Origin of the sequence: Glycomyces sp. YM15 (assembly GCF_016918015.1) — a bacterium.
Taxonomy (GTDB): Bacteria; Actinomycetota; Actinomycetes; order Mycobacteriales; family Micromonosporaceae; genus Glycomyces.
Genome location: NZ_JAERMK010000031.1, coordinates 21,072 through 38,899, shown reverse-complemented (window position 1 = coordinate 38,899; position 17,828 = coordinate 21,072). Strand labels below are relative to the sequence as shown.

17 protein-coding genes and 1 pseudogene are annotated in these 17,828 nt (G+C 71.2%); 7 read left to right on the top strand and 11 right to left on the bottom strand.

The window, feature by feature from the left end; genetic code table 11:
- Positions 1 to 330: 330 nt before the first annotated feature.
- Positions 331 to 543 (bottom strand): annotated as a pseudogene (locus JHY01_RS23935) (DUF3073 domain-containing protein); the annotation flags it as partial.
- A gap of 290 nt (positions 544 to 833) precedes the next feature.
- On the bottom strand, positions 834 to 1,904 hold the full coding sequence (locus tag JHY01_RS23930; protein WP_205328230.1) for a Glu/Leu/Phe/Val dehydrogenase: 1,071 nt from the start codon (positions 1,902 to 1,904) through the stop codon (positions 834 to 836).
- Positions 1,905 to 2,235: 331 nt separating this feature from the next.
- Here JHY01_RS23930 and JHY01_RS23925 point away from each other — a divergent pair, with 331 nt between their 5' ends.
- From JHY01_RS23925 to JHY01_RS23910, 4 genes are all read left to right on the top strand, one after another.
- Positions 2,236 to 3,072, top strand: a complete 837-nt coding sequence (locus JHY01_RS23925) for a hypothetical protein (protein WP_205328229.1) — start codon at positions 2,236 to 2,238, stop codon at positions 3,070 to 3,072.
- A 205-nt stretch (positions 3,073 to 3,277) separates the two neighbouring features.
- Entirely contained in the window at positions 3,278 to 3,499 is a 222-nt protein-coding gene (locus JHY01_RS23920; protein WP_205328228.1) for a BldC family transcriptional regulator, read from the top strand.
- 386 nt (positions 3,500 to 3,885) lie between these two features.
- A complete protein-coding gene (locus JHY01_RS23915; RefSeq protein ID WP_205328227.1) occupies positions 3,886 to 4,413 on the top strand; it encodes a hypothetical protein in 528 nt (175 codons plus the stop codon).
- Between the two features lies 1 nt (position 4,414).
- A complete protein-coding gene (locus tag JHY01_RS23910; RefSeq protein ID WP_205328226.1) occupies positions 4,415 to 5,281 on the top strand; it encodes a PrsW family intramembrane metalloprotease in 867 nt (288 codons plus the stop codon).
- 605 nt (positions 5,282 to 5,886) lie between these two features.
- On the opposite strand, the gene JHY01_RS27515 is transcribed toward JHY01_RS23910, so the two are convergent.
- Positions 5,887 to 6,789, bottom strand: a complete 903-nt coding sequence (locus JHY01_RS27515; RefSeq protein ID WP_205328225.1) for an A/G-specific adenine glycosylase — start codon at positions 6,787 to 6,789, stop codon at positions 5,887 to 5,889.
- A gap of 92 nt (positions 6,790 to 6,881) precedes the next feature.
- On the opposite strand from JHY01_RS27515, the gene JHY01_RS23900 reads away from it, so the two are divergent.
- Positions 6,882 to 7,541, top strand: coding sequence for a hypothetical protein (locus JHY01_RS23900; RefSeq protein ID WP_205328224.1), 660 nt, complete (start codon positions 6,882 to 6,884; stop codon positions 7,539 to 7,541).
- An 11-nt stretch (positions 7,542 to 7,552) separates the two neighbouring features.
- Here JHY01_RS23900 and disA read toward each other — a convergent pair whose 3' ends face one another.
- Positions 7,553 to 8,620, bottom strand: a complete 1,068-nt coding sequence (disA, locus tag JHY01_RS23895) for a DNA integrity scanning diadenylate cyclase DisA (protein ID WP_205328223.1) — start codon at positions 8,618 to 8,620, stop codon at positions 7,553 to 7,555.
- 265 nt (positions 8,621 to 8,885) lie between these two features.
- The gene (locus tag JHY01_RS23890; RefSeq protein ID WP_205328222.1) at positions 8,886 to 9,479 is read right to left on the bottom strand and encodes a hypothetical protein; all 594 of its coding nucleotides are present in this window, start codon (positions 9,477 to 9,479) and stop codon (positions 8,886 to 8,888) included.
- 163 nt (positions 9,480 to 9,642) lie between these two features.
- On the opposite strand from JHY01_RS23890, the gene JHY01_RS23885 reads away from it, so the two are divergent.
- Complete coding sequence (locus JHY01_RS23885) at positions 9,643 to 9,978, top strand: SHOCT domain-containing protein (RefSeq protein ID WP_205328221.1); 336 nt, start codon at positions 9,643 to 9,645, stop codon at positions 9,976 to 9,978.
- 130 nt (positions 9,979 to 10,108) lie between these two features.
- Here the strand turns inward: JHY01_RS23885 and JHY01_RS23880 are convergent, their stop codons facing one another.
- The 6 genes from JHY01_RS23880 to JHY01_RS23855 all read right to left on the bottom strand — a co-directional run bounded on the left by JHY01_RS23880 (position 10,109) and on the right by JHY01_RS23855 (position 16,987).
- Entirely contained in the window at positions 10,109 to 11,722 is a 1,614-nt protein-coding gene (locus JHY01_RS23880) for a glycoside hydrolase family 13 protein (protein WP_205328220.1), read from the bottom strand.
- Entirely contained in the window at positions 11,707 to 13,041 is a 1,335-nt protein-coding gene (locus JHY01_RS23875) for a Gfo/Idh/MocA family protein (protein ID WP_205328219.1), read from the bottom strand. Before JHY01_RS23875 ends, JHY01_RS23880 begins: the two co-directional genes overlap by 16 nt.
- Positions 13,042 to 13,046: 5 nt before the next feature.
- Positions 13,047 to 13,895, bottom strand: coding sequence for a carbohydrate ABC transporter permease (locus JHY01_RS23870; protein WP_205328218.1), 849 nt, complete (start codon positions 13,893 to 13,895; stop codon positions 13,047 to 13,049).
- Complete coding sequence (locus tag JHY01_RS23865) at positions 13,892 to 14,905, bottom strand: carbohydrate ABC transporter permease (protein ID WP_205328217.1); 1,014 nt, start codon at positions 14,903 to 14,905, stop codon at positions 13,892 to 13,894. The genes JHY01_RS23870 and JHY01_RS23865 overlap by 4 nt, the downstream gene beginning before the upstream one ends.
- The gene (locus tag JHY01_RS23860) at positions 14,902 to 16,278 is read right to left on the bottom strand and encodes an ABC transporter substrate-binding protein (protein WP_205328216.1); all 1,377 of its coding nucleotides are present in this window, start codon (positions 16,276 to 16,278) and stop codon (positions 14,902 to 14,904) included. The genes JHY01_RS23865 and JHY01_RS23860 overlap by 4 nt, the downstream gene beginning before the upstream one ends.
- A 118-nt stretch (positions 16,279 to 16,396) precedes the next feature.
- On the bottom strand, positions 16,397 to 16,987 hold the full coding sequence (locus tag JHY01_RS23855; protein ID WP_205328215.1) for a hypothetical protein: 591 nt from the start codon (positions 16,985 to 16,987) through the stop codon (positions 16,397 to 16,399).
- Positions 16,988 to 17,093: 106 nt separating this feature from the next.
- On the opposite strand from JHY01_RS23855, the gene JHY01_RS23850 reads away from it, so the two are divergent.
- Entirely contained in the window at positions 17,094 to 17,798 is a 705-nt protein-coding gene (locus JHY01_RS23850; RefSeq protein ID WP_205328214.1) for a sulfotransferase domain-containing protein, read from the top strand.
- Positions 17,799 to 17,828: the final 30 nt, after the last annotated feature.

Sequence of the window (17,828 nt, the reverse complement as noted above, 5' to 3'; positions counted from 1 at the left end):
CCCCCCAACCGGGGGCCGCCGGCCCCGCAGCTTAACCGCCCGCAAGCAGCCGAAGAGGCGGCGCGACCTAGGTCGCGCCGCCTCTTCTTGTTCGATTGTTGGCTGTGCATCCCGAAGCTGTGCATCCCGAATGCGTGCCGGTAGCCGAAGTCTTTGCTCCAGCACCCTCCGGTCGGCTCGTGGGGGAGCGGACCTTCGGATCTAGCGCAGGGGTCGTCAAGGACGCCTGCGCTCGCTGGATATGGAGATTGCGGTATCGGTCGGGAGGGCCCGCCTGGTCGGCTCGCTGCGGAGCCGTCCGGCTAACTGCTTCTTAGGCGGGAGCCAGTCATCCTCACGGAGTTCGTCTTCGTCTCCGTCGTACCGATCGTCGGCGTAAGCGGCGTAAGGGTCCGGTTCCTTTTCAGGAGGCTCAATGTCGACCTCGTCCTGACGACCGCCCCCGAGTTCGCGTTCCAGCGCTCGGATGTCGGTGTTAGGAGTGTGGTACTTGAGCTTACGGGCCACTTTGGTCTGCTTTGCCTTAGCTCGGCCTCGCCCCATATGGCTCGACCCCCTCGCACAGAAATCATCGGGGCAACCGATAAGGCGCCCCGGAATGCTTGCAATCTCTTCGTGGCTCCTACGGTACAACCTCAGAGCGCATGACTGCATCCCGGCCCATGAGTTGGGTGCCACAGATTACCGGCGATGACCACCAGACGGGGACGAACGGACGCCCGAATCGTGAGACGCTTCTTCGCTTTGCGGAAGTACTCGATGACCGGCGGTGAGCGGAATCGCCCCCGGTGCGCGCCGACGCGCACCGGGGGGACGTGAGTCGATACCCGCGATCAGCGGAACAGCCGCACCCGCTGGAGCCGTCCGACGGCGGCCATGCGCTCCTCGGCGATCGCGTCCGCGGCGGCGACCGGGGTCGTGCCCTCGCCCTTGGCCCGCTCCAGGATGCGCGAGGTGGTCGCGAAGATCCCGGCGGTGCGCCGCTCGGCCCGCTTGAAGTCGAACGCGCCGTCGTACTCGTCCGCGACCTGGATGACCCCGCCCGAGTTCACCACGTAGTCGGGGCAGTACAGGATCCCGGCCCGGTCGAGCTCGGCCGCGACACCCGGCTCGGCCAGCTGGTTGTTCGCGGCGCCGCACACGATCTCGGCGTCGAGGGTCTTGAGCGAGCGCTCATTGAGGACCCCGCCGAGCGCGCACGGCGCGTAGACGTGGATGCCCGAGGCGATCAGCTCGTCGGCGTCCGCGACGATCCGCACCTGCGGGTAGTGCTCCCGCGCCCAGTCGATCGCGACTTGGTTCACGTCGCACGCGACGACCTCCGCGCCGGCATCGAGCAGGTGCGGGAGGAGGTGGCGCCCGACCTTCCCGAGCCCGGCGACGCCCACGGTGCGCCCGGCCAGGTCCACGGCGCCCCAGCGGTGCTGCGCCGCGGCGCGCATCCCCTGGAACACGCCGAACGCGGTGAGGATCGAGGAGTCCCCGGCCCCGCCCGCCTCCGGGCTGCGCCCGCTCACGTGGCGCGTCTCGCGGGCCACGTGGTCCATGTCCTCGACGTACGTGCCCACGTCGCAGGCGGTCACGTAGCGCCCGCCCAGCGACTCCACGAAGCGCCCGTAGGCGCGCAGCAGCGCCTCGCTCTTGTCGACGGCCGGGTCGCCCCAGATGACGGCCTTGCCGCCGCCGTGGTCGAGCCCCGCGATCGCGTTCTTGTAGGCCATGCCCTCCGAGAGGTGCAGCACGTCCTTGAGGGCCTCCTCCTCGGAGGCGTACGGGTAGAAGCGGGTGCCGCCGAGGGCCGGGCCGAGGGCGGTGGAGTAGATCGCGATGATCGCGCGCAACCCCGAATCGGGGTCGTGGCAGAACACGACCTGCTCGTGGCCGCTGCCGTCGAAGATGCTCATGGCTTGCTCTCCAGTTCTTCTCGCGGGGGTGTCCCTGCGCCGCCGTCGCTGCGGGCACCTCCAGGGGGGCGGCCGGGTCTCGGCCGACTCATCCGTTCGTAGCGCGGGTATGCCTACGCCCCCAGCATATGACCGGAGCGGTGGCGAGCAGCCGCTGTCCCTGCGAGTCGGGCGCGTGGCCGGAGACCGCCGTGCCCGACCGCCGTGATCGCAACGTGATCCGCCACCGGTACCGCGTGTACCCGATTGGGCCGCAGCACGACAGTGTTCCGCAAGCCGGAAGCCCCTACCTTCGGGTCAGGGTGGATGCTGATATGGAAGTATCTGCCTCGTGTACGCACCGAACGCGTCCTATCTGCGCGTCTACGAGCCGGCGGGGGCGTTCGTCGACGCCGACTACTGGCGTGCGTACGCCGCGTCGGGACGCGCGATCGACCCCCTCGAAGGGCCGCGCCTGCGCCGAGAAGCACTGTACGAGCGGATCGGCTGGCCCTGGCGCGGTGTGCCGTCCTTCGGGCGCGACGCGTACGTCATCGACCGCGGCCGCGAGGCCGACCCCCTCATCTGCCCCTGGAACCTCCGCTACCGGATCGCCGCCTCCGCCCTCGAGGTGCGGCGGCTGACGCCCGAAGCCGTGGCCGAGGCGCTGTTCCCGCCCGAGTTCCTGGCCTCCGCGGCCGAAGTGGTCGCCCTGGACGACGGCGTCGACCGCCACGACGCCCCCGCCGACGCCCACGAGCACGTCGCGTCCTGGTCGGTGCCGCTGCGCTGGTTCGCCTGCGTGCGGCCCGAAGACCGCGAGCTGGTGATCCAGCGGGGCATCGCCCAGCTGCGCTACCGCACCCCGATCGCCAAGTCCCGCACCGGCCTCGTGGTCGCACGCAACCTGGTGCGGGCCGAGTTCGGCGAGGGCGCCGAACTGGCCGAGGCCCTCGGCGAGACCGCCGACTGGCTCGAAGGCTTCCACCGCGACTCGGTCGTCGAGCTCGACTACGGCGGCATCGCCTCGCGCATGGACCCCGAGGAGCTGCGGTCCGAGGACTCGGTCGACCTCACCTGGCAGGCCCTCGACCACCTCGGCGCCTCCGAACCCGAGGAGGCACAGGACTGCTATGCCCTCCTTGTCGACCGATGGCGTGATCGTCGTCTCGCGGAGCGTTTGAACTGAACTTGGACGCAGCGGCACGACAAGCCCGCTGCCAGCACATTCGCATGTGGAGTGATCACTCGGATGAGCAGACCGAGCGGAAAGTCCAAGCAAAATCGGCCGTTCGGCCTATGTCGGACATCTACGACAGGCCGGACGATTGCAGAAGGAACGAATCAAGGCTCGGCGCCGGTGATTCGCAGCCCGTCTGTGGAGGAGAAGAACGATGACGACAGAGCTGAACCTTCCGGTGGAATCCGAGGCCCTGCTGACCCCGTCCGAGGTCGCCGCGATGTTCCGCGTCGACCCCAAGACCGTCACCCGCTGGGCCAAGGCCGGCAAGATCTCGGCCATCCGGACCCTCGGCGGCCACCGCCGCTACCGCGAGTCCGAGATCCGCGCCCTGATCAACGGTGACATCCCGGCTCAGCGCGTCGCCGCGGAGTAGTCGAGTCAGCGGAGGCGTCACCGACCGGGCACCGCCGCTGGAAGAGCAAGTAGCAATGGGCGTCGTGGCCACACGGCGCAGGAACCAGGGCCGGACCACCCTTCCGGCCGGAGCAAGTCCCCCATCGAAGACGCGGATGTCGGCGCCGCGGATTCTGACGATCGAGGTCGCGGGCCCTCCCTCAGGGCCCGCTTCCCCGGGGAGAACGCCCCGCGCGTTCACGCGAGCCGATCCGCGGGTGCGCGTCGACGGCCTCGTCCCGGCTCACACCGCACCCGGACCGTTCCCCTCGCGGCGAACCGCCGCTTTCCCGCAGATCGGCCGGTCACCGCCCATGCGCGGGCATTCCCGATGCGCCGCGTGGGATCCCATGCCACGCTTGAACCGTGACTCGCACGAAGAGCCTCATCATCGCCATCGCCGTCGCATCGGTGGTCCTCATGTTCGCGCTTGCCGTGCCCCTCCTGAACAAGGCCGTCTCTCCCACCGTCGACGTCGGCGGCGAGACCTTCACCCTTTTCGGCGTCACCCTCACCGCCCCGAACGAGGTCCGGATGCGCCCCGGCTACTACCAGCCCGGCTCCGGCCGCGTCGAGTTCCTCGTGGGCGAGGCCGAAGTGGACATCGCGGTCGCCGGCCCCTACGACTTCGACGCCGAGTACCTGGCCGACGAGATGTCGCGCCTCCTGGAGGTCCAACCCGGCGTGCAGCTCACCGAACCGCGCGACTGCGCCGCTGACGGCGTCGAGGGCGCCGGGCGCAGCTTCGTCACCGAGACCGGCGCGGGCTTCGCGTGCGCTTTCGTCCACGACACGATCCGCGCCGAGGTCACCGCCACGGGCGCCTCGCTAGACTCGGCCACTGTGGACAGAATCGACGCGCTCATCGCCCAGCTGTCCTTCGGGACCGCCTGACATGCGGATCGACCCCGCCTCCCCGGTGCAGTGGACGGCCGTGCTGCTCATCGGTGCGGCGGGCATCCTGCTGCTGTACAACACCCTTCCGGTCGCCCTCGCCTACCCGCGCGCCGGGGCGACCGCACTGGTCCTGTTCTCGCTCTTCGCGATCCCGTTCTGGTGGCTGCGCGGTCGCGTCGCCGACCGGCTCGCCCTCCCTGCCGCCGCACTCGCGATCGGCCTGGTGTGGGGCGCCACGGTCGCCGTCATGACCTCCCTGTTCGGTTCGCGCGCGCTGCACGGCCTGCTGGCGACGGCGAACGGCCCGGCGTGGGCGGAGCGGTGGTCGCCGGTGCTGGCCGCGCCGGTGGTCGAGGAGGTCGTGAAGGCAGCGGGTGTGGTCCTGGTGGTCGCGATCGCGTGGGGGCGGGTGCACGGCGTGCTCGACGGGATCGTGCTGGGCGCGTTCTGCGGGGTGGGGTTCCAGATCGTGGAGGGCTATGCGTTCGCGATGTCGAGCACGGTTCTGAACCGGGCCGGGGATGTGGTCGAGCCGGTGATCGCGGTGTTCATCGTGCGCGGGGTGCTGGCGGGGCTGTGGAGCCACGCGGTGTTCACGGCGATCGTCGGGGCCGGGGTGGCCTATGCGGCGACGCGTCGGACGATGCGGTCGGTGTGGGTCGCGGCCGGGTCGCTGGCGGGGGTGATCGCCTTGCACGCCTTGTGGAATTCGCCGCTGCTGCGGGACGGGCTGGGTTTGGGCGCGCTCGGCGTGCTGGCCGGGGTGATGCTCAAGGGGCTGCCCGCGGTGCTGATCGTGTGGTGGCTGGTCCGCTGGGCGAAGCGGGTGGAGGCACCGGTGGCGAGGGAGTCTGACGCGGCTTAAGTCGCGCTCGCTGGGCGTCGCCGCTCGGAGGGCGTACGGGTGGCCCCGGGTACCCACCCAGTCCCACCTTCACCACTACCAGTGAAAAGGACACCGTCTCATAGGGGTACGACACGCTTCCGGAAGCGAGGTCAGTTCGCGTTCGGTGTATGCCAGTGCCGCCCCGGTCTGGGCACGCGGTACCGGTCGATCGTGGCGAAGCTTGCGAGCCATCAGGAAGCTTGCGAGCCATCAGTGTGTTCGGCGACGTAACAATGCCGCCCCGGTCTGAGCGCGCGGTACCGGAACGGCATTGTCGCTGCTCGGTCGCGTCCGTCGCTCAAGGCGTCCGCTCCCGCGTGGCCCGCATTTCGTGCGTCCGGTCCGCGGTCGACGCGACGATAATGGCGCGAGCCGCGTCGTCGTGTTCCGGCCGGCCGCTCGGGGGCGGCCCTGCGGTAGGCGATTCGGCCCTGGCACCGGCGGTGAGTGGACCTGGTGGTCCTTCCGGCGCCTCACTTGGTGACGAGTGAGGTTCGACCCAGGGCCGCCGATTTGAGAATCGGCGCCGACCGAGCATCGTGAAGTTCTCTCAACTCCGACGCTACCAGTGACCGCTCGGTTTGTCACCGACTCGGCAGTTCGAATCGTCCCGCTTCGTCGGTGCCGATCAGGCCCTCGGTGATGAGCTGCGCGACGGCTTCGTCGAGCATCCTCCGGTCCGGCCACACGGCGTCGATCCGGGCCCGCTCGACCGGCCCTTCCGCGTCCCTGAGCAGGGCCATCACCTCTCCGCGGACGTGCCGGTTGGTGCCCTTGTACTTCTGCCGCTTGCGGCTCGGCCCGGCCGGAACCTCCTGGCCGGAGAACCCGCACAGACCACTCACCGGGCACGTCCCGCATTCGGGCGCACGCGCCTTGCACACCAGCGCCCCGAGCTCCATGAGCGCCACCGAGACCCGCGCCGCGGTCGGCGCGTCCTCGGGCAGCAGCGACTCGGCCGCGGCCAGGTCGGCCTTCGTGGTGGCGGTGCCGGCGTCGCTCTGCCCGCCGAGGCGGGCGACGACGCGCCGCACGTTGGTGTCCACGACCGCATGCCGGCGACCGTAGTGGAAGACCGCGACCGCCGCGGCGGTGTAGACGCCGATGCCGGGGAGCTTCTCGAGTTCCGCCGGGTCGGCGGGCACGACGCCGCCGTGCTCGGTGGCGACGATCCGCGCGCACTCCTGGAGGCGCAGGGCCCGGCGCGGGTAGCCCATGCGGCCCCATTCCCGCAGGACGTCCGCGGTCGGGGCGGCGGCGAGGTCGGCCGGGGTCGGCCAGCGCGCCATCCAGGCCTCCCATACGGGGGCGGCGCGGGCGACCTGGGTCTGCTGGCTCATGACCTCGGAGACGAGCACCCCCCAGGCGGTCGTTCCCGGGCGGCGCCAGGGCAGTTCGGTGCGGTGGTGCGCGTCGAACCAGGGGAGCAGTCTGCCGCTGAGGTCGGCGGGGGACGGCAGTGCCTGGTCGGTGTCGGCGGCGAGCATGCCTCCCATTGTCGGTGCGGGGTCCGACAACCGTCGGCGAGGGTCGCGTGTAATTCCGCTGCCGCGCCGCTCTGCTGCGTTAGCGTCCCGGCGTGCAGGGTTTCAAGGGCAAGTTCGTGAAGGGCTCGGAGCCTGAGTCGGTGTACTGGAAGCGGCGGGCGATCGTGGCGGGGGCGGTGCTCGTACTGGTCCTGCTGGTCGTGTTCGGGTTCAGTGCGTTCGGTGGCGGCGAGGAGGAGCCTGAGTCGAAGGCCGATGCGGCCCAGAACGAGTGGCAGCCGCCTTCGGCCTCGTCGACGGTGAACCGGCCGTACATCCGGGAGACGCCCGCTGAGGAGCCGAGCGCGTCGCCGTCGCCGACGGTGCCTCCGGTGGAGGCCTGCACCGCCGAGGACTTGATGCTGCAGGTGGTGGCGGCGTTCGACGAGGCGCGTTCGGGGGCGGAGGTGCCGGTGAGCGTGCTGGTGGCGAGTGGCGCGGAGACCGCGTGCACGGTGGATCTGCGTGAGGTGGCGGTGGAGCTCTCCGCCGGGGTGGACGTCGTCTATTCGACGGCGCACTGCGAGACCCCGCAGGGCGAGGAAGTGGAGTTGAGCGACGGCGCGGGTCAGACAGTGGAGTTCACTGTGGATGGTCTGGCCTCGGAGGCGGACTGCGCGGGCGCCCGCCGGGAGCTGCCCGCGGGCGAGTACGAGCTGCGGGCGCGCCTGGGCGAGGCGGTCTCGGCGCCGACGAATCTGCGCCTGACCTAGCACCCGGGGCGCTAGAGGTACCGGTCGAGGATCGAGACTTCGGCCAGGCGGGTGAGCGACTCGCGGATGCTCTGCGCCCGGCCCGGGCCGATCCCGTCGACGTCCTGCAGTTCTTCGACGGTGACGCCGAGCAGCTCGGGCAAAGCGCCGAAGTGCCCTACGACCCGTTCGATCACGGCTTCGGGCAGGCGCGGCACTTTGGCGAGCATCCGGTAGCCGCGCGGGCTGACGCGCCGGTCGAGCACGTCGGGCGAGTTCGGGTATCCGAGGCAGCGCGCGACGGCGATGAGGTCGAGCAGGTCGGGGGAGCGCATGCCGTCGACGGCTTGGAGGGCCTTGCGGTAGTCGACGCCGTCGGGCAGGTAGTCGCGCACGATGAGTTCGCGGTCGGCGTCGACGCCGGCCATGAGCTCGTCGAGCTGGAGGGCGAGGAGCCGCCCGTCCGTGCCGAGTTCGATGACGTGGCCTTCGACCTCGTCGGCGATGTGGCGGGCCATTTCGAGGCGCTGGAGGACGGTGACGGCGTCTCGTACCGTGACGAGGTCTTCGATCTCGAGGCTGGAGAGGCTTCCGGCGACTTCGTCGAGCCGCAGTTTGTAGCGTTCCAGGGTGGCGAGCGCCTGGTTGGCGCGCGAGAGGATCTGCGTGGAGGGTTCGAGCAGGTGGTGGATCGAGCCCATGTACAGGCCGATGGTGTGCATCGACTGGCTCACGGAGATCACGGGGAAGCCGGTCTGGATGGCGACGCGCTCGGCGGTGCGGTGGCGGGTGCCCGATTCGTTCGAGTGGATGGAGGGGTCGGGCATGAGGTGGACGCCGGCGCGGACGATGCGCGAGCCGTCGGTGGTGATCACGATCGCGCCGTCCATTTTGCATAGTTCGCGGAGGCGGGTGGCCGAGAACTCGATGTCGAGCTCGAAGCCGCCGGTGCAGATCTCCTCGACGAGGCTGTCGCAGCCGACGACGATGAGCGCGCCGGTGCGGCCGCGCAGGATGCGCTCCAGGCCGTCGCGCAGGGCGGTGCCGGGCGCCATGGTGGCCAGGGTCGCGCGCAGGCCCTCGTCCGGGATCGACGCCATGGGTGTACCCCCAATGCTGGACTGTCCGCCGGCGAGAGAGGCCGGTCGGTCGCGGTGACCTCGCACCCAGGGGCGGGGGCAGGACGGTCGGTTCGCCTCCAGTGTACGGATCACCAGCACGGGTCAGGGACCGGCATTTGGGGCAAGCCGCGCATCACGATCGGGGCGCCCGGACCGCCAGGGTCGCGACGTGCGCACGGGCGCGATTTCGCTCAGGGCGAACGAACCGGCGCGTCGCCCCGGCGGCCGGTCCGCAGGACCGGACCTACAGCCGGTCGACGACCTGGACGTGCCCCGGGGCGTACGAGGCCAGCCGCGCGAGCAGCTGCTGCGGCTCGAGCGCGAAGTCCTTGCAGCGCACCGCGAGGTCGAACCCGGCGACCAGGCCCTCCGTCGCCCGGTTGGCCTCGCGCAGCACCGAGCGCCCGAGGAACCCGGGACGGTCGGAGCCGCCGCGCCCGAGATAGTTGTCGGCCGCGAACAGCAGATACGAAGTGCCGCGCCGCTTCGACCCGACGTGGATCGCGGCCAGCTCCTCGATATTGCTCCACGGGATGAGCAGGCTCTTGCCGAAGCCGGCGCGCACCCGCAGCCCGAAATGGTTCACCATGAGCTTCGGCGGCCGCACCAGCGGCACCAGGAAGCTGGTCGCCCCGAGCACCCCCATCACGGTGAAGAACCCCGGCAGCGCCGCCACCGGGTTCGGCTCCCCCGAGTCGAGCGTGCCCGGCTCGGTGCGCACGAGCAGGTACAGCCCGACGATGAACGCCGCGCACGTAAGCGAATAGAGCACCAGCGAGGAGATCCGGCGGGTCGGCGAACTGCGCTCGACGGCCACCCATTCCGAGCTCCTGCGCACGGCTCACCTCCTCGGCCGCTACTCTAGCCAGCCGCGGCGACCCGCGCCACGGACCGCCGGCGGGCCGCGCACGCGGACTCCGATCGACTTCTGAGACCACTCGCAGCCGTCTGCCATCGGGCGGTGATGGAGTGAGATCCACGCAAGCGAGTGGAGGCTGAAGATGCACTACTACAACGAAGGCTGGGGGTTCGGCCTGGTCTGGACCCTGCTCAACTTCCTGTTCTGGGCCGCGATCATCGGCCTCGCCGTCTGGGCCGTGCTTCGGCTGACCCGCTCGGGACCGTCGCCGCACTACCCGGTCGGCCCCGCACCGCAGACGCCCCACCGCGAGTCGCCCCGCGAGATCCTCGACCGGCGCTTCGCCTCCGGTGAGATCGACGCCGCCGCCTACGAGGACATGCGCGCCCGCATCGAAGGCGGGCCGCGGGCCGCCTCCGCACCCGCTGGGCCGGCCGAGCCGCCGCCCGGCGACGATGACCAGACCAAGCAGCTCTGACCTATCGGGGACCGCCCGCCGACTTCGTGACGTCGGCGGGCGGTCGCCGTTGCCGCGGGGCCGCCGGAACTCAAGTGGCCGCACTGCACGGCAGGGCACAATCCCGCCGGGGCGGCGTCCTCGTCCTGCGCTACCCGCGGTCAGGCGTTCGCAGCCAGACCGCCGCATCCGGCGGGAGCTTCGCCCTGCCCGCCACCGCCTCGTCGAGACGCGTGCTCGCGAGCAGCGGGGTGCCCTCCGGGAGGTCCACGTCGTGGCCGGTCAGGTTGACCACGCACGCGAAACCGGGGTCGCGCTCGAAGGCCAGCACCCCCGGTTCGCCGTCGAGCCAGCGCATCTCGCCGTCGCCGAGCGCCGGTTCGCTCCGGCGGATCCGCAGCGCGAGGCGGTACAGCGACAGCATCGAGTCCGTGTCGCCCAGTTGCCGCGCCGCCGTCAGCCGGCGCCACTCCGGCGGCTGCGGCAGCCACGAACCGCCCTCGCCGAATGCGAACGGCGGCTCGTCACCGCCCCACGGCAGCGGCACCCGGCAGCCGTCGCGGCCCAGGTCGAGCCCGCCGGTCCGGCGGAACACCGGGTCCTCGCGCGATTCGTCGGGCAGATCGAAGACCTCGGGGAGCCCCAGCTCATCGCCTTGGTACACGTACACGCCGCCCGGCAGCGCCATGCTCAGCAGCGCCGCCGACCGGGCCCGTCGCGTGCCCAGCGCGAGGTCGGTCGGCACGCCGTGCTCGCGTTTCAGGAACGCGCTGCGCTCGCGGCCGTAGCGGGTCACGTGCCGTGTCACGTCGTGGTTCGACAGCACCCAGGTCGGCGGGGCGCCCACCTTCGCGTGGGTCGCGAGGGTCCGGTCGATCACGTCGCGGAACGCCCCGGCCTCCCACGCGCACTTGAGGAACTCGAAGTTGAACGCCGTGTGCAGCTCGTCGGGGCGCAGGTAGCGGGCGAACCGGTCCGGGTCGCGCACCCAGATCTCGCCGACGAACACGCGGTCGGGCCCGTACTCGCCGAGTATGAGCCGCCAGTCCCGGTAGATCTCGTGCACCTCCGGCCGGTCCTTGTCGGGCTCCTCGTCGGCGTCGGCGAAGGTCGGCACGACGTCGAACCGGCCGCGCTTGTCCGGCAGGCCGGCCTGCTTCACCAGGCGCGCGGCGACATCGATGCGGAATCCGTCCACGCCGCGGTCGAGCCAGAACCGCAGGATCGACCGGAATTCGGCCCGCACCTCCGGGTGCTCCCAGTTGAGGTCGGGCTGGGACGAGTCGAACAGGTGCAGATACCACTGGCTGTCCTCCACTTGGGACCATGCAGGTCCGCCGAAGCGCGACTGCCAGTTGTTCGTCTCGTCCCGGAAGTGGAACCGCTCGCGGGCGGGCGAGCCCGGGCCGTCGCGCAGCGCCTGCTGGAACCACGGGTGCCGGTCGGAGGTGTGGTTCGGCACGAGGTCCACGATGATCCGCAGCCCGAACCGGTGCGCCGCCCCGATGAGCCGCCCGGCGTCGGCGAGGGTGCCGAACGAGGGGTCGATCGCCCGGTAGTCGGCCACGTCGTAGCCGCCGTCGTTCATCGGCGAGGCGTACCACGGGTTGATCCACAGTGCATCGACGCCGAGTTCCCGCAGGTACCCGAGGCGCGATTCGAGACCGGCGATGTCGCCGATCCCGTCGCCGTCGCCGTCCGCGAAACTGCGCAGGTACACCTGGTAGATGGCCGCGTCACGCCACCAGCTCACCTTGCCTCCCAAAGGATCGTTCGTCGTTCGAGCCGGGCCCGCTCGGCCGCGAACGCCATCCTGTGGCTGTCCAGAGAGGCCTCCAGGTCGGTGGCGGCCGTCTCGCCGCCTTCGAGCGAGGTGATGAACGCGTCGACGAGCGCCTCGTCGCCGCCCGAATGGCCCCGGTGGTCCGGCTCCCCAGCGGCGTCCACCGGGCCCGCGTAGAGTTCGAACACCCGGTGCCCCATGGGCCGCCTCGTGGAACTCGCGCTCACCCGCGCCCCTGGAACCTCCGGCAGCATCGCCGTCGGCGAGAACAGGTCGACTTCGAGCGTCCCGGTCCGCAGGTTCCCCGCGATCTCCCCCGCCGTCCCGGTGATCCGCACCGTTCGCGTGTTCTGCCCGGTGAACGCCGAGGTCGAGAGGGTCGCGGTCAGGCCGCCGGGGAAGTCGACGACGGTCTGCTGGTGGTCCACCACGTCGTTGTCGGAGTGGAACACGCACCGCCCGTACGGTCCGCGCCGCAGCGCCGCCAGGCGGCCCTCCGGGCTGGGGTCGTCGCCGAGGAGCGCCACCGGCCACCCGTCCCTGTCCGCAAGGGCCTCAACGTAATAGCGCGGCGCGTAGAACGGGCAGGAGTCGGCGGCCGGGCACCCGTCGAGGCAGTGGTCGGGCGCGCCGTCGGGCGCGTGCTCGGGCCGGAAGTGGGCGAGGCCGCCCGCGCTCGCGACCGCAGCGGGGGATTCGCCCGCGAACCAGCGGATGATGTCGAGGTCGTGGCAGGTCTTGGCGAGCACCATCGGGCTGGAGCCGGCGAGGTTGCGCCAGTTGCCGCGCACGTAGGAGTGCGCGAAGTGCCAGAACCCGATGTTCTCCTCGACCCGCATGGTCACGAGCCGGCCGATCGCCCCCGCGTCGACGAGCCGCCGGATCGCGAGCCAGAACGGCTGGAATCGCATCACGTGCCCGATCCATATGCGGGCCTTGCGGTCCCGGGCGGCGGCCGCGAGCGCTTCGAGGTCCTCGGCGGTGGTCGCGGCGGGCTTCTCGAGGAGGATCGGGAGTCCGGTATCGACGGCGGCGAGCGCCGCCGGCACGTGGAGGCGGTCGGGGAGGGCGATGACGAACGCGTCCAGGCCGATCGCCTCGGCGTCGGCGACGAGGTCGCGCCAGTCGGGGTAGCGGTGCTCGTTCGGCACCGCTCCGGCGTCGGCGAGCCGTTCGCGCCGGTGCGGCATCGGGTCGGCGACGGCCGCGACGGCGGCGCGGCCGGGATGGTCGATCGCCCAGCGCCCGTACGTGTCGGAGCCGCGCGCCCCGGCCCCGAGGATGCCCAGTCGGATTGCCATGCGCCCTACCCTTTCTCCGCCCCCGAGGTGAGACCCGTGACGAGCAGCCGCTGGGCCAGGAAGAAGCCGGCGACCACCGGGACGGTGATCGCGATCGACCCGGCCATGAGCACGGTGGTCGGCACCGAGAACTCGGTGAGCTGCGCGATGCCGAGCGAGACCGTCCAGCGGTCGCGGTCGGCGACGAGGAACAGCAGCGCGAACAGGTACTCGTTCCAGGCGATCATGAACACGTACAGGGCGGTGGCGGCGACGCCGGGGAGGGCGAGGGGGAGCACGACGCGGCGGATGAGGGCGAGGCGGCCGCAGCCGTCGATCATCGCCGACTCCTCCACTGAGGACGGCACTGCCACGAGGTAGGTGCGGAGCATGTAGAGCGCGACGGGCACGGTCTGCGCCACGTACACGAACACGAGCCCGACGAGCGTCCCCGTGAGTCCGACCCGGCTGAGCAGCACGAACAGCGGCACGGCGAGCACGATGCCGGGAAGGAGGTAGACGCCGAGGAAGACGACGTTCACCGTGTCGCGGCCGAGGAAGCGCAGCCGCACGGCCGCGTAGGCGCCGAGGACGCTGAAGAGGATCGCGAGCGCGGCGGTGGCGAGCGCGACCTGCAGGGAGTTCCACATGTTGCCGCCGAGGCCGTATTCGGCCATGGCGGTCGGGTACGCGTCGATCGTGATCTCGTCGGGCGAGGGGATCAGGTCGAGCGGTTCGGAGACCACGGACTGGAAGGGCCGCAAGGAGAGCAGGAACCCGTAGAGGAGCGGCCCGGCGGTGACGACCACCGCGACGGCGATGACCGTCCAGCGGAGGGCGCCGAGGACGCGGTCCTCAGTGCTCGGTCGGCTCATGCCCGCCCCCGTTTGACCATCCACGCGTAGACCGCGACCACGACCAGGAGCATCCCGGTCATGAGCAGGCCCGTCGCGCTCGCCGTGCCGATGTTCGCGCGCACCACCAGCTCCGAGTAGACCCGCACCGCGAGCACTTCGGTGCCGCCCGCGCCGCCGGTGAGCAGGTAGATGTCGTTGAAGTTCTGGAATGACCACAGGAACCGCAGCACCCCGAGCAGCGCCATCACCCCGGCGAGTTCGGGAAGCAGCAGGTGCCGGAAGATCCGGGTCTTCCCGGCGCCGTCGATCTGCGCGGCCTCCTCGACGTCCCCGGGGACCACTTGCAGGCGCGCGGTGATGAACAGGAACGCGAGCGGGAAGGTCTTCCACACTTCGAAGGCGATCACGCACAGCAGCGCCACCGGGACCTCGAACGGCCCGAGGTCCCGGCTCGTCGTGGTGAGGAACGCGATCGGCTCGGACCATCCGAGCCATTCGACGCCCACCGCGTTGACCAGCCCGTACCCGGGGTTGAGGAGCGTCTTCCAGATCGTGGCGGCCGCGACCACCGGCAGCACGTAGGGGACGAGCACGAGCGCCCGGATCAGCCCGCGGCCCCGGAAGGGCCGCCGCAGCGCCAGCGCGACGGCGAGGCCGACGAGCACCGCCCCGGCGGCGGAGGCCCCCGCGTAGACCACAGTGGTCGTCGCTGCCGACCAGAACCGCGGCGAGTTCCATACGACCGCGACGTTCTCGCCGGTGAACACGAGGTTGTCGAGGTACAGGCGCGGGATGTCGACGAGCCGCACGTCGAGGAACGCGAACAGCACGACGGCGAGGAACGGCAGGACCGCGAACAGCGCCACGACGATCACGGTGGGGCTTACCAGGAGTCGGCCGTGCAGGTCCTCGCGCCGCGAGAGCGTCAGCGGTTTCGGGCGGCGCCCGCGCGGCGGTTCGGGGGCGGGCCGCCCGGTGCCGCGCTCGGCGGCGCGCACGCCGACGGCGCCTCGGGAAGTCGCTCTCATCCGCCCAGGTCCTGTTGGGCCGCTTCGACACTCGCGGCCATCGCGGCCGCCGCCTCGGCGGGCGGCGCGCCGTCGAACAGCGCTTCGGCCTCGGTCGCGAGGAGCGTCTGGGAGAACACGATCCCGGCGAGCTCGGCGTCATCGGTGCCCCAGCCCCAGCGTGTGAACTCCTCGGCCCCGGCGGCGAGCCGTTCGACCAGCGCGGGACCGTAGACCTGCTCGATCGAGACCTCCTGGGTCTGGTCGTTGCCGAACGGCAGCGCCGACCACGCGTCCAGATACTCGTGGGACCCGGCCTCGGGGCCGGGCCGCACCGGGATGCGGCCCTCGGTCGCGGAGGCGAGGTTCTCGACGTACCCGTCGGTGAGCATGAACTTCACGAACTCCTTGGCGTCGGCGGTGTTCGCGCCCGCGGGGATCCCGTAGTTCGTGGTCTGCCCGTACTCGACGGGTGCTTCGGTCCCGGTGCCGGTGAACGTGGTCAGGTACGCGGTGTTCTCGGCCAGGAACCGCGGGTTCTCGGCGCATTCGGCGCAGGTCACGGGGTTGTCGACGTCGAGTCCGGCGACCTCGTCGACGATGTGGGAGGAGAACAGCACCATCGCGGCCGACCCCGAGAGGTAAGCGGCTCGCGCGGCTTCGACGTCCACTTGCGCCGGTCCGGCCGCGGCGGCGAGCCGCTGGTAGTGGGCCAGGCCCTCGACGCACTCGGGCGAGTCGATTGCGACGCTGCCGTCGGCGGCGAGCTCGCAGCCGAACGGGAGCAGCATCGACTCGATGCCCTCCTGCGTGTACACGTCGCCCGGGGTGGTCCCGATCGCGATGCCCGCCAAGCCGTCCGCGTCGAGCGCCTCGGCCGCCGCCGCGATGTCGGCGACCGATGCGGGCGGTTCGAGCCCGGCGTCCTCGAACAGATCGGTGCGGTAGGCGATGGTGTGGCCCCACCCGTCCGACGGCACGGCGTGCAGGCTCCCGCCGATCGTGACCATGTCGAGCGCGGCCCGACTGAACGTGTCGGCGCCGAGTTCGTCCACGACCGCTTGCGGCGCTTGGTCGTCGAGCAGGCCCTGCGCGGCCCACGCGGCCGTGCTCGACGGATTGTGCGCGATCACGTCGGGCACGTCGCCGGAGGCGGCGGCCGTGACGAGGGTCTGCCCGGCCTGGTCCGGTTCGAGCGGGACCATCTCGACCTCGATACCGGTGGCCTCGGTGAACGCGTCGATCACGGGCTGCTGCGCCGCGATCCGCTCAGGGGTGGTGTACGGGGTCCAGAAGACGATCGAACCGTCGCCGTCCTCGGACGCCTCCGGGCTGCAGGCGGATACGGCGAGCAGCAGCGTTGCGGCCGCTACGCAGGTCGTCATTGTCCTCATAGACGCTCCTAAGGGGCGAATCGGCGCGAACAGCGTCCAATCCGCACTATAGCGGCGATGAGTGGTCGGGCGGTACCCCTGCGTGGCCGCGAACCGAAGGTTCACGCCGAAGGCAGGGTCAGCCGGAGCCGGTGGCCATGGTCTCGACGAGCGCTTCCGCCTCCTCGATCGTGGCGATGCCCTGGATCTGGTGGACGTCGCCCGGGCTGAGGCTGCTGTCGGTGACCTCGATCGGCCGGCCCTCGACCATGATGTGGACGAGCCCGGGCCACCCGTCCCTGGTGGTGGCCGCCGCTACGGCGGCCTTCCACGCCTCGACCCCTTCTTCGTCGAACACCACGTAGACCGTGGGCAGGCCCGCCGTCCCGTAATCGAAGTCGACGTACTCGACATGCTCGGCCGTCACGATCGCCGGAGCGAGCCGCAGTTCACCGAGGTACCCGTCGGTCTCGGCGCACACGTCGAGCGGCTCGCCGGGGTCCGCGTCGGGCGTGACCGACACGCCGCCGGTATCGGGGTAGCGGGCCCTGCAGTCGGTCGCGGTGCCGCCGAGCGACTCCTCCACCATCCGGAACTCGAGCTGCACGCCGTCCTCGACGGCCATCGCGGTGTCGCTGGACGCGGGCGCGCCGCCCGCGTCGGCGTCGTCCCCGCACGAGACGAGCGCGGGGAGCAAGAGCAGCGCGAGCAGGGGTCGCAGTGGTTTCACGGGCGGTCGCCTCTCGGAGTGGGACTCCAGAATAGGCAGCGGACCCGCGCGCGGCCGGCCGAGCGGGCGGTCGAGCGGTGTCGGCGGCGGTCCCTAGGCTGGCGCGGTGATCGTCTGGCTCGCCTCGTTCCCCCGCTCCGGCAACACCTTCTTCCGCATCGCGCTGCACCGCCTCTACGGCGTACCGACCTATGTGGTCTACGACGTCGACGGCGTCGCCGCCCAGATCGGCGCCGACCTGATGGACGCCCGCGACCGGCCCGGCACCTTCGACCAGATGCGGGACGCCGACGAGGTGTACTTCGTCAAGACCCACCGGCGGCGCGACGACCCCGTGATCGCGGCGGAGGACCGCGCCGTCTGCCTGGTGCGGGACGGCCGCGACTGCGTGGTCTCCTGGGCGCGCCTGTGGACCGCGCAGTACGCGGGCGAAACCGACTACGAGGACCGCTTCACCGAAGAGGCGCGCACGATCATCACCCGCACCACCGGCGGCACCGGGGGATGGGGCCAGAACGTGCTCTCCTGGCACCACTCGGCGAGCCCCGCCCCCATCTGGGTCCGCTTCGAGGACCTCATCGCCGATCCACTCGCCGCCGTGAAGCAGGCCATCGGCGAAGCCGCCCCCGACCTGAACCCCGCCGAGAACGCCCGGATCCCCGCCTTCGACGAACTCCACGGCGACCAGCCCGGGTTCTTCCGCGCCGGCACCACCGGAACCCACCGGACCGAACTCCCGCCAGACCTGCACGACCTGTTCTGGGACCAGCCGGACAACGCGACCGCCATGCGCCTCTACGGCTACCGGTGACCTGAACGCGCGCCCAAGGCGGCACCGAGA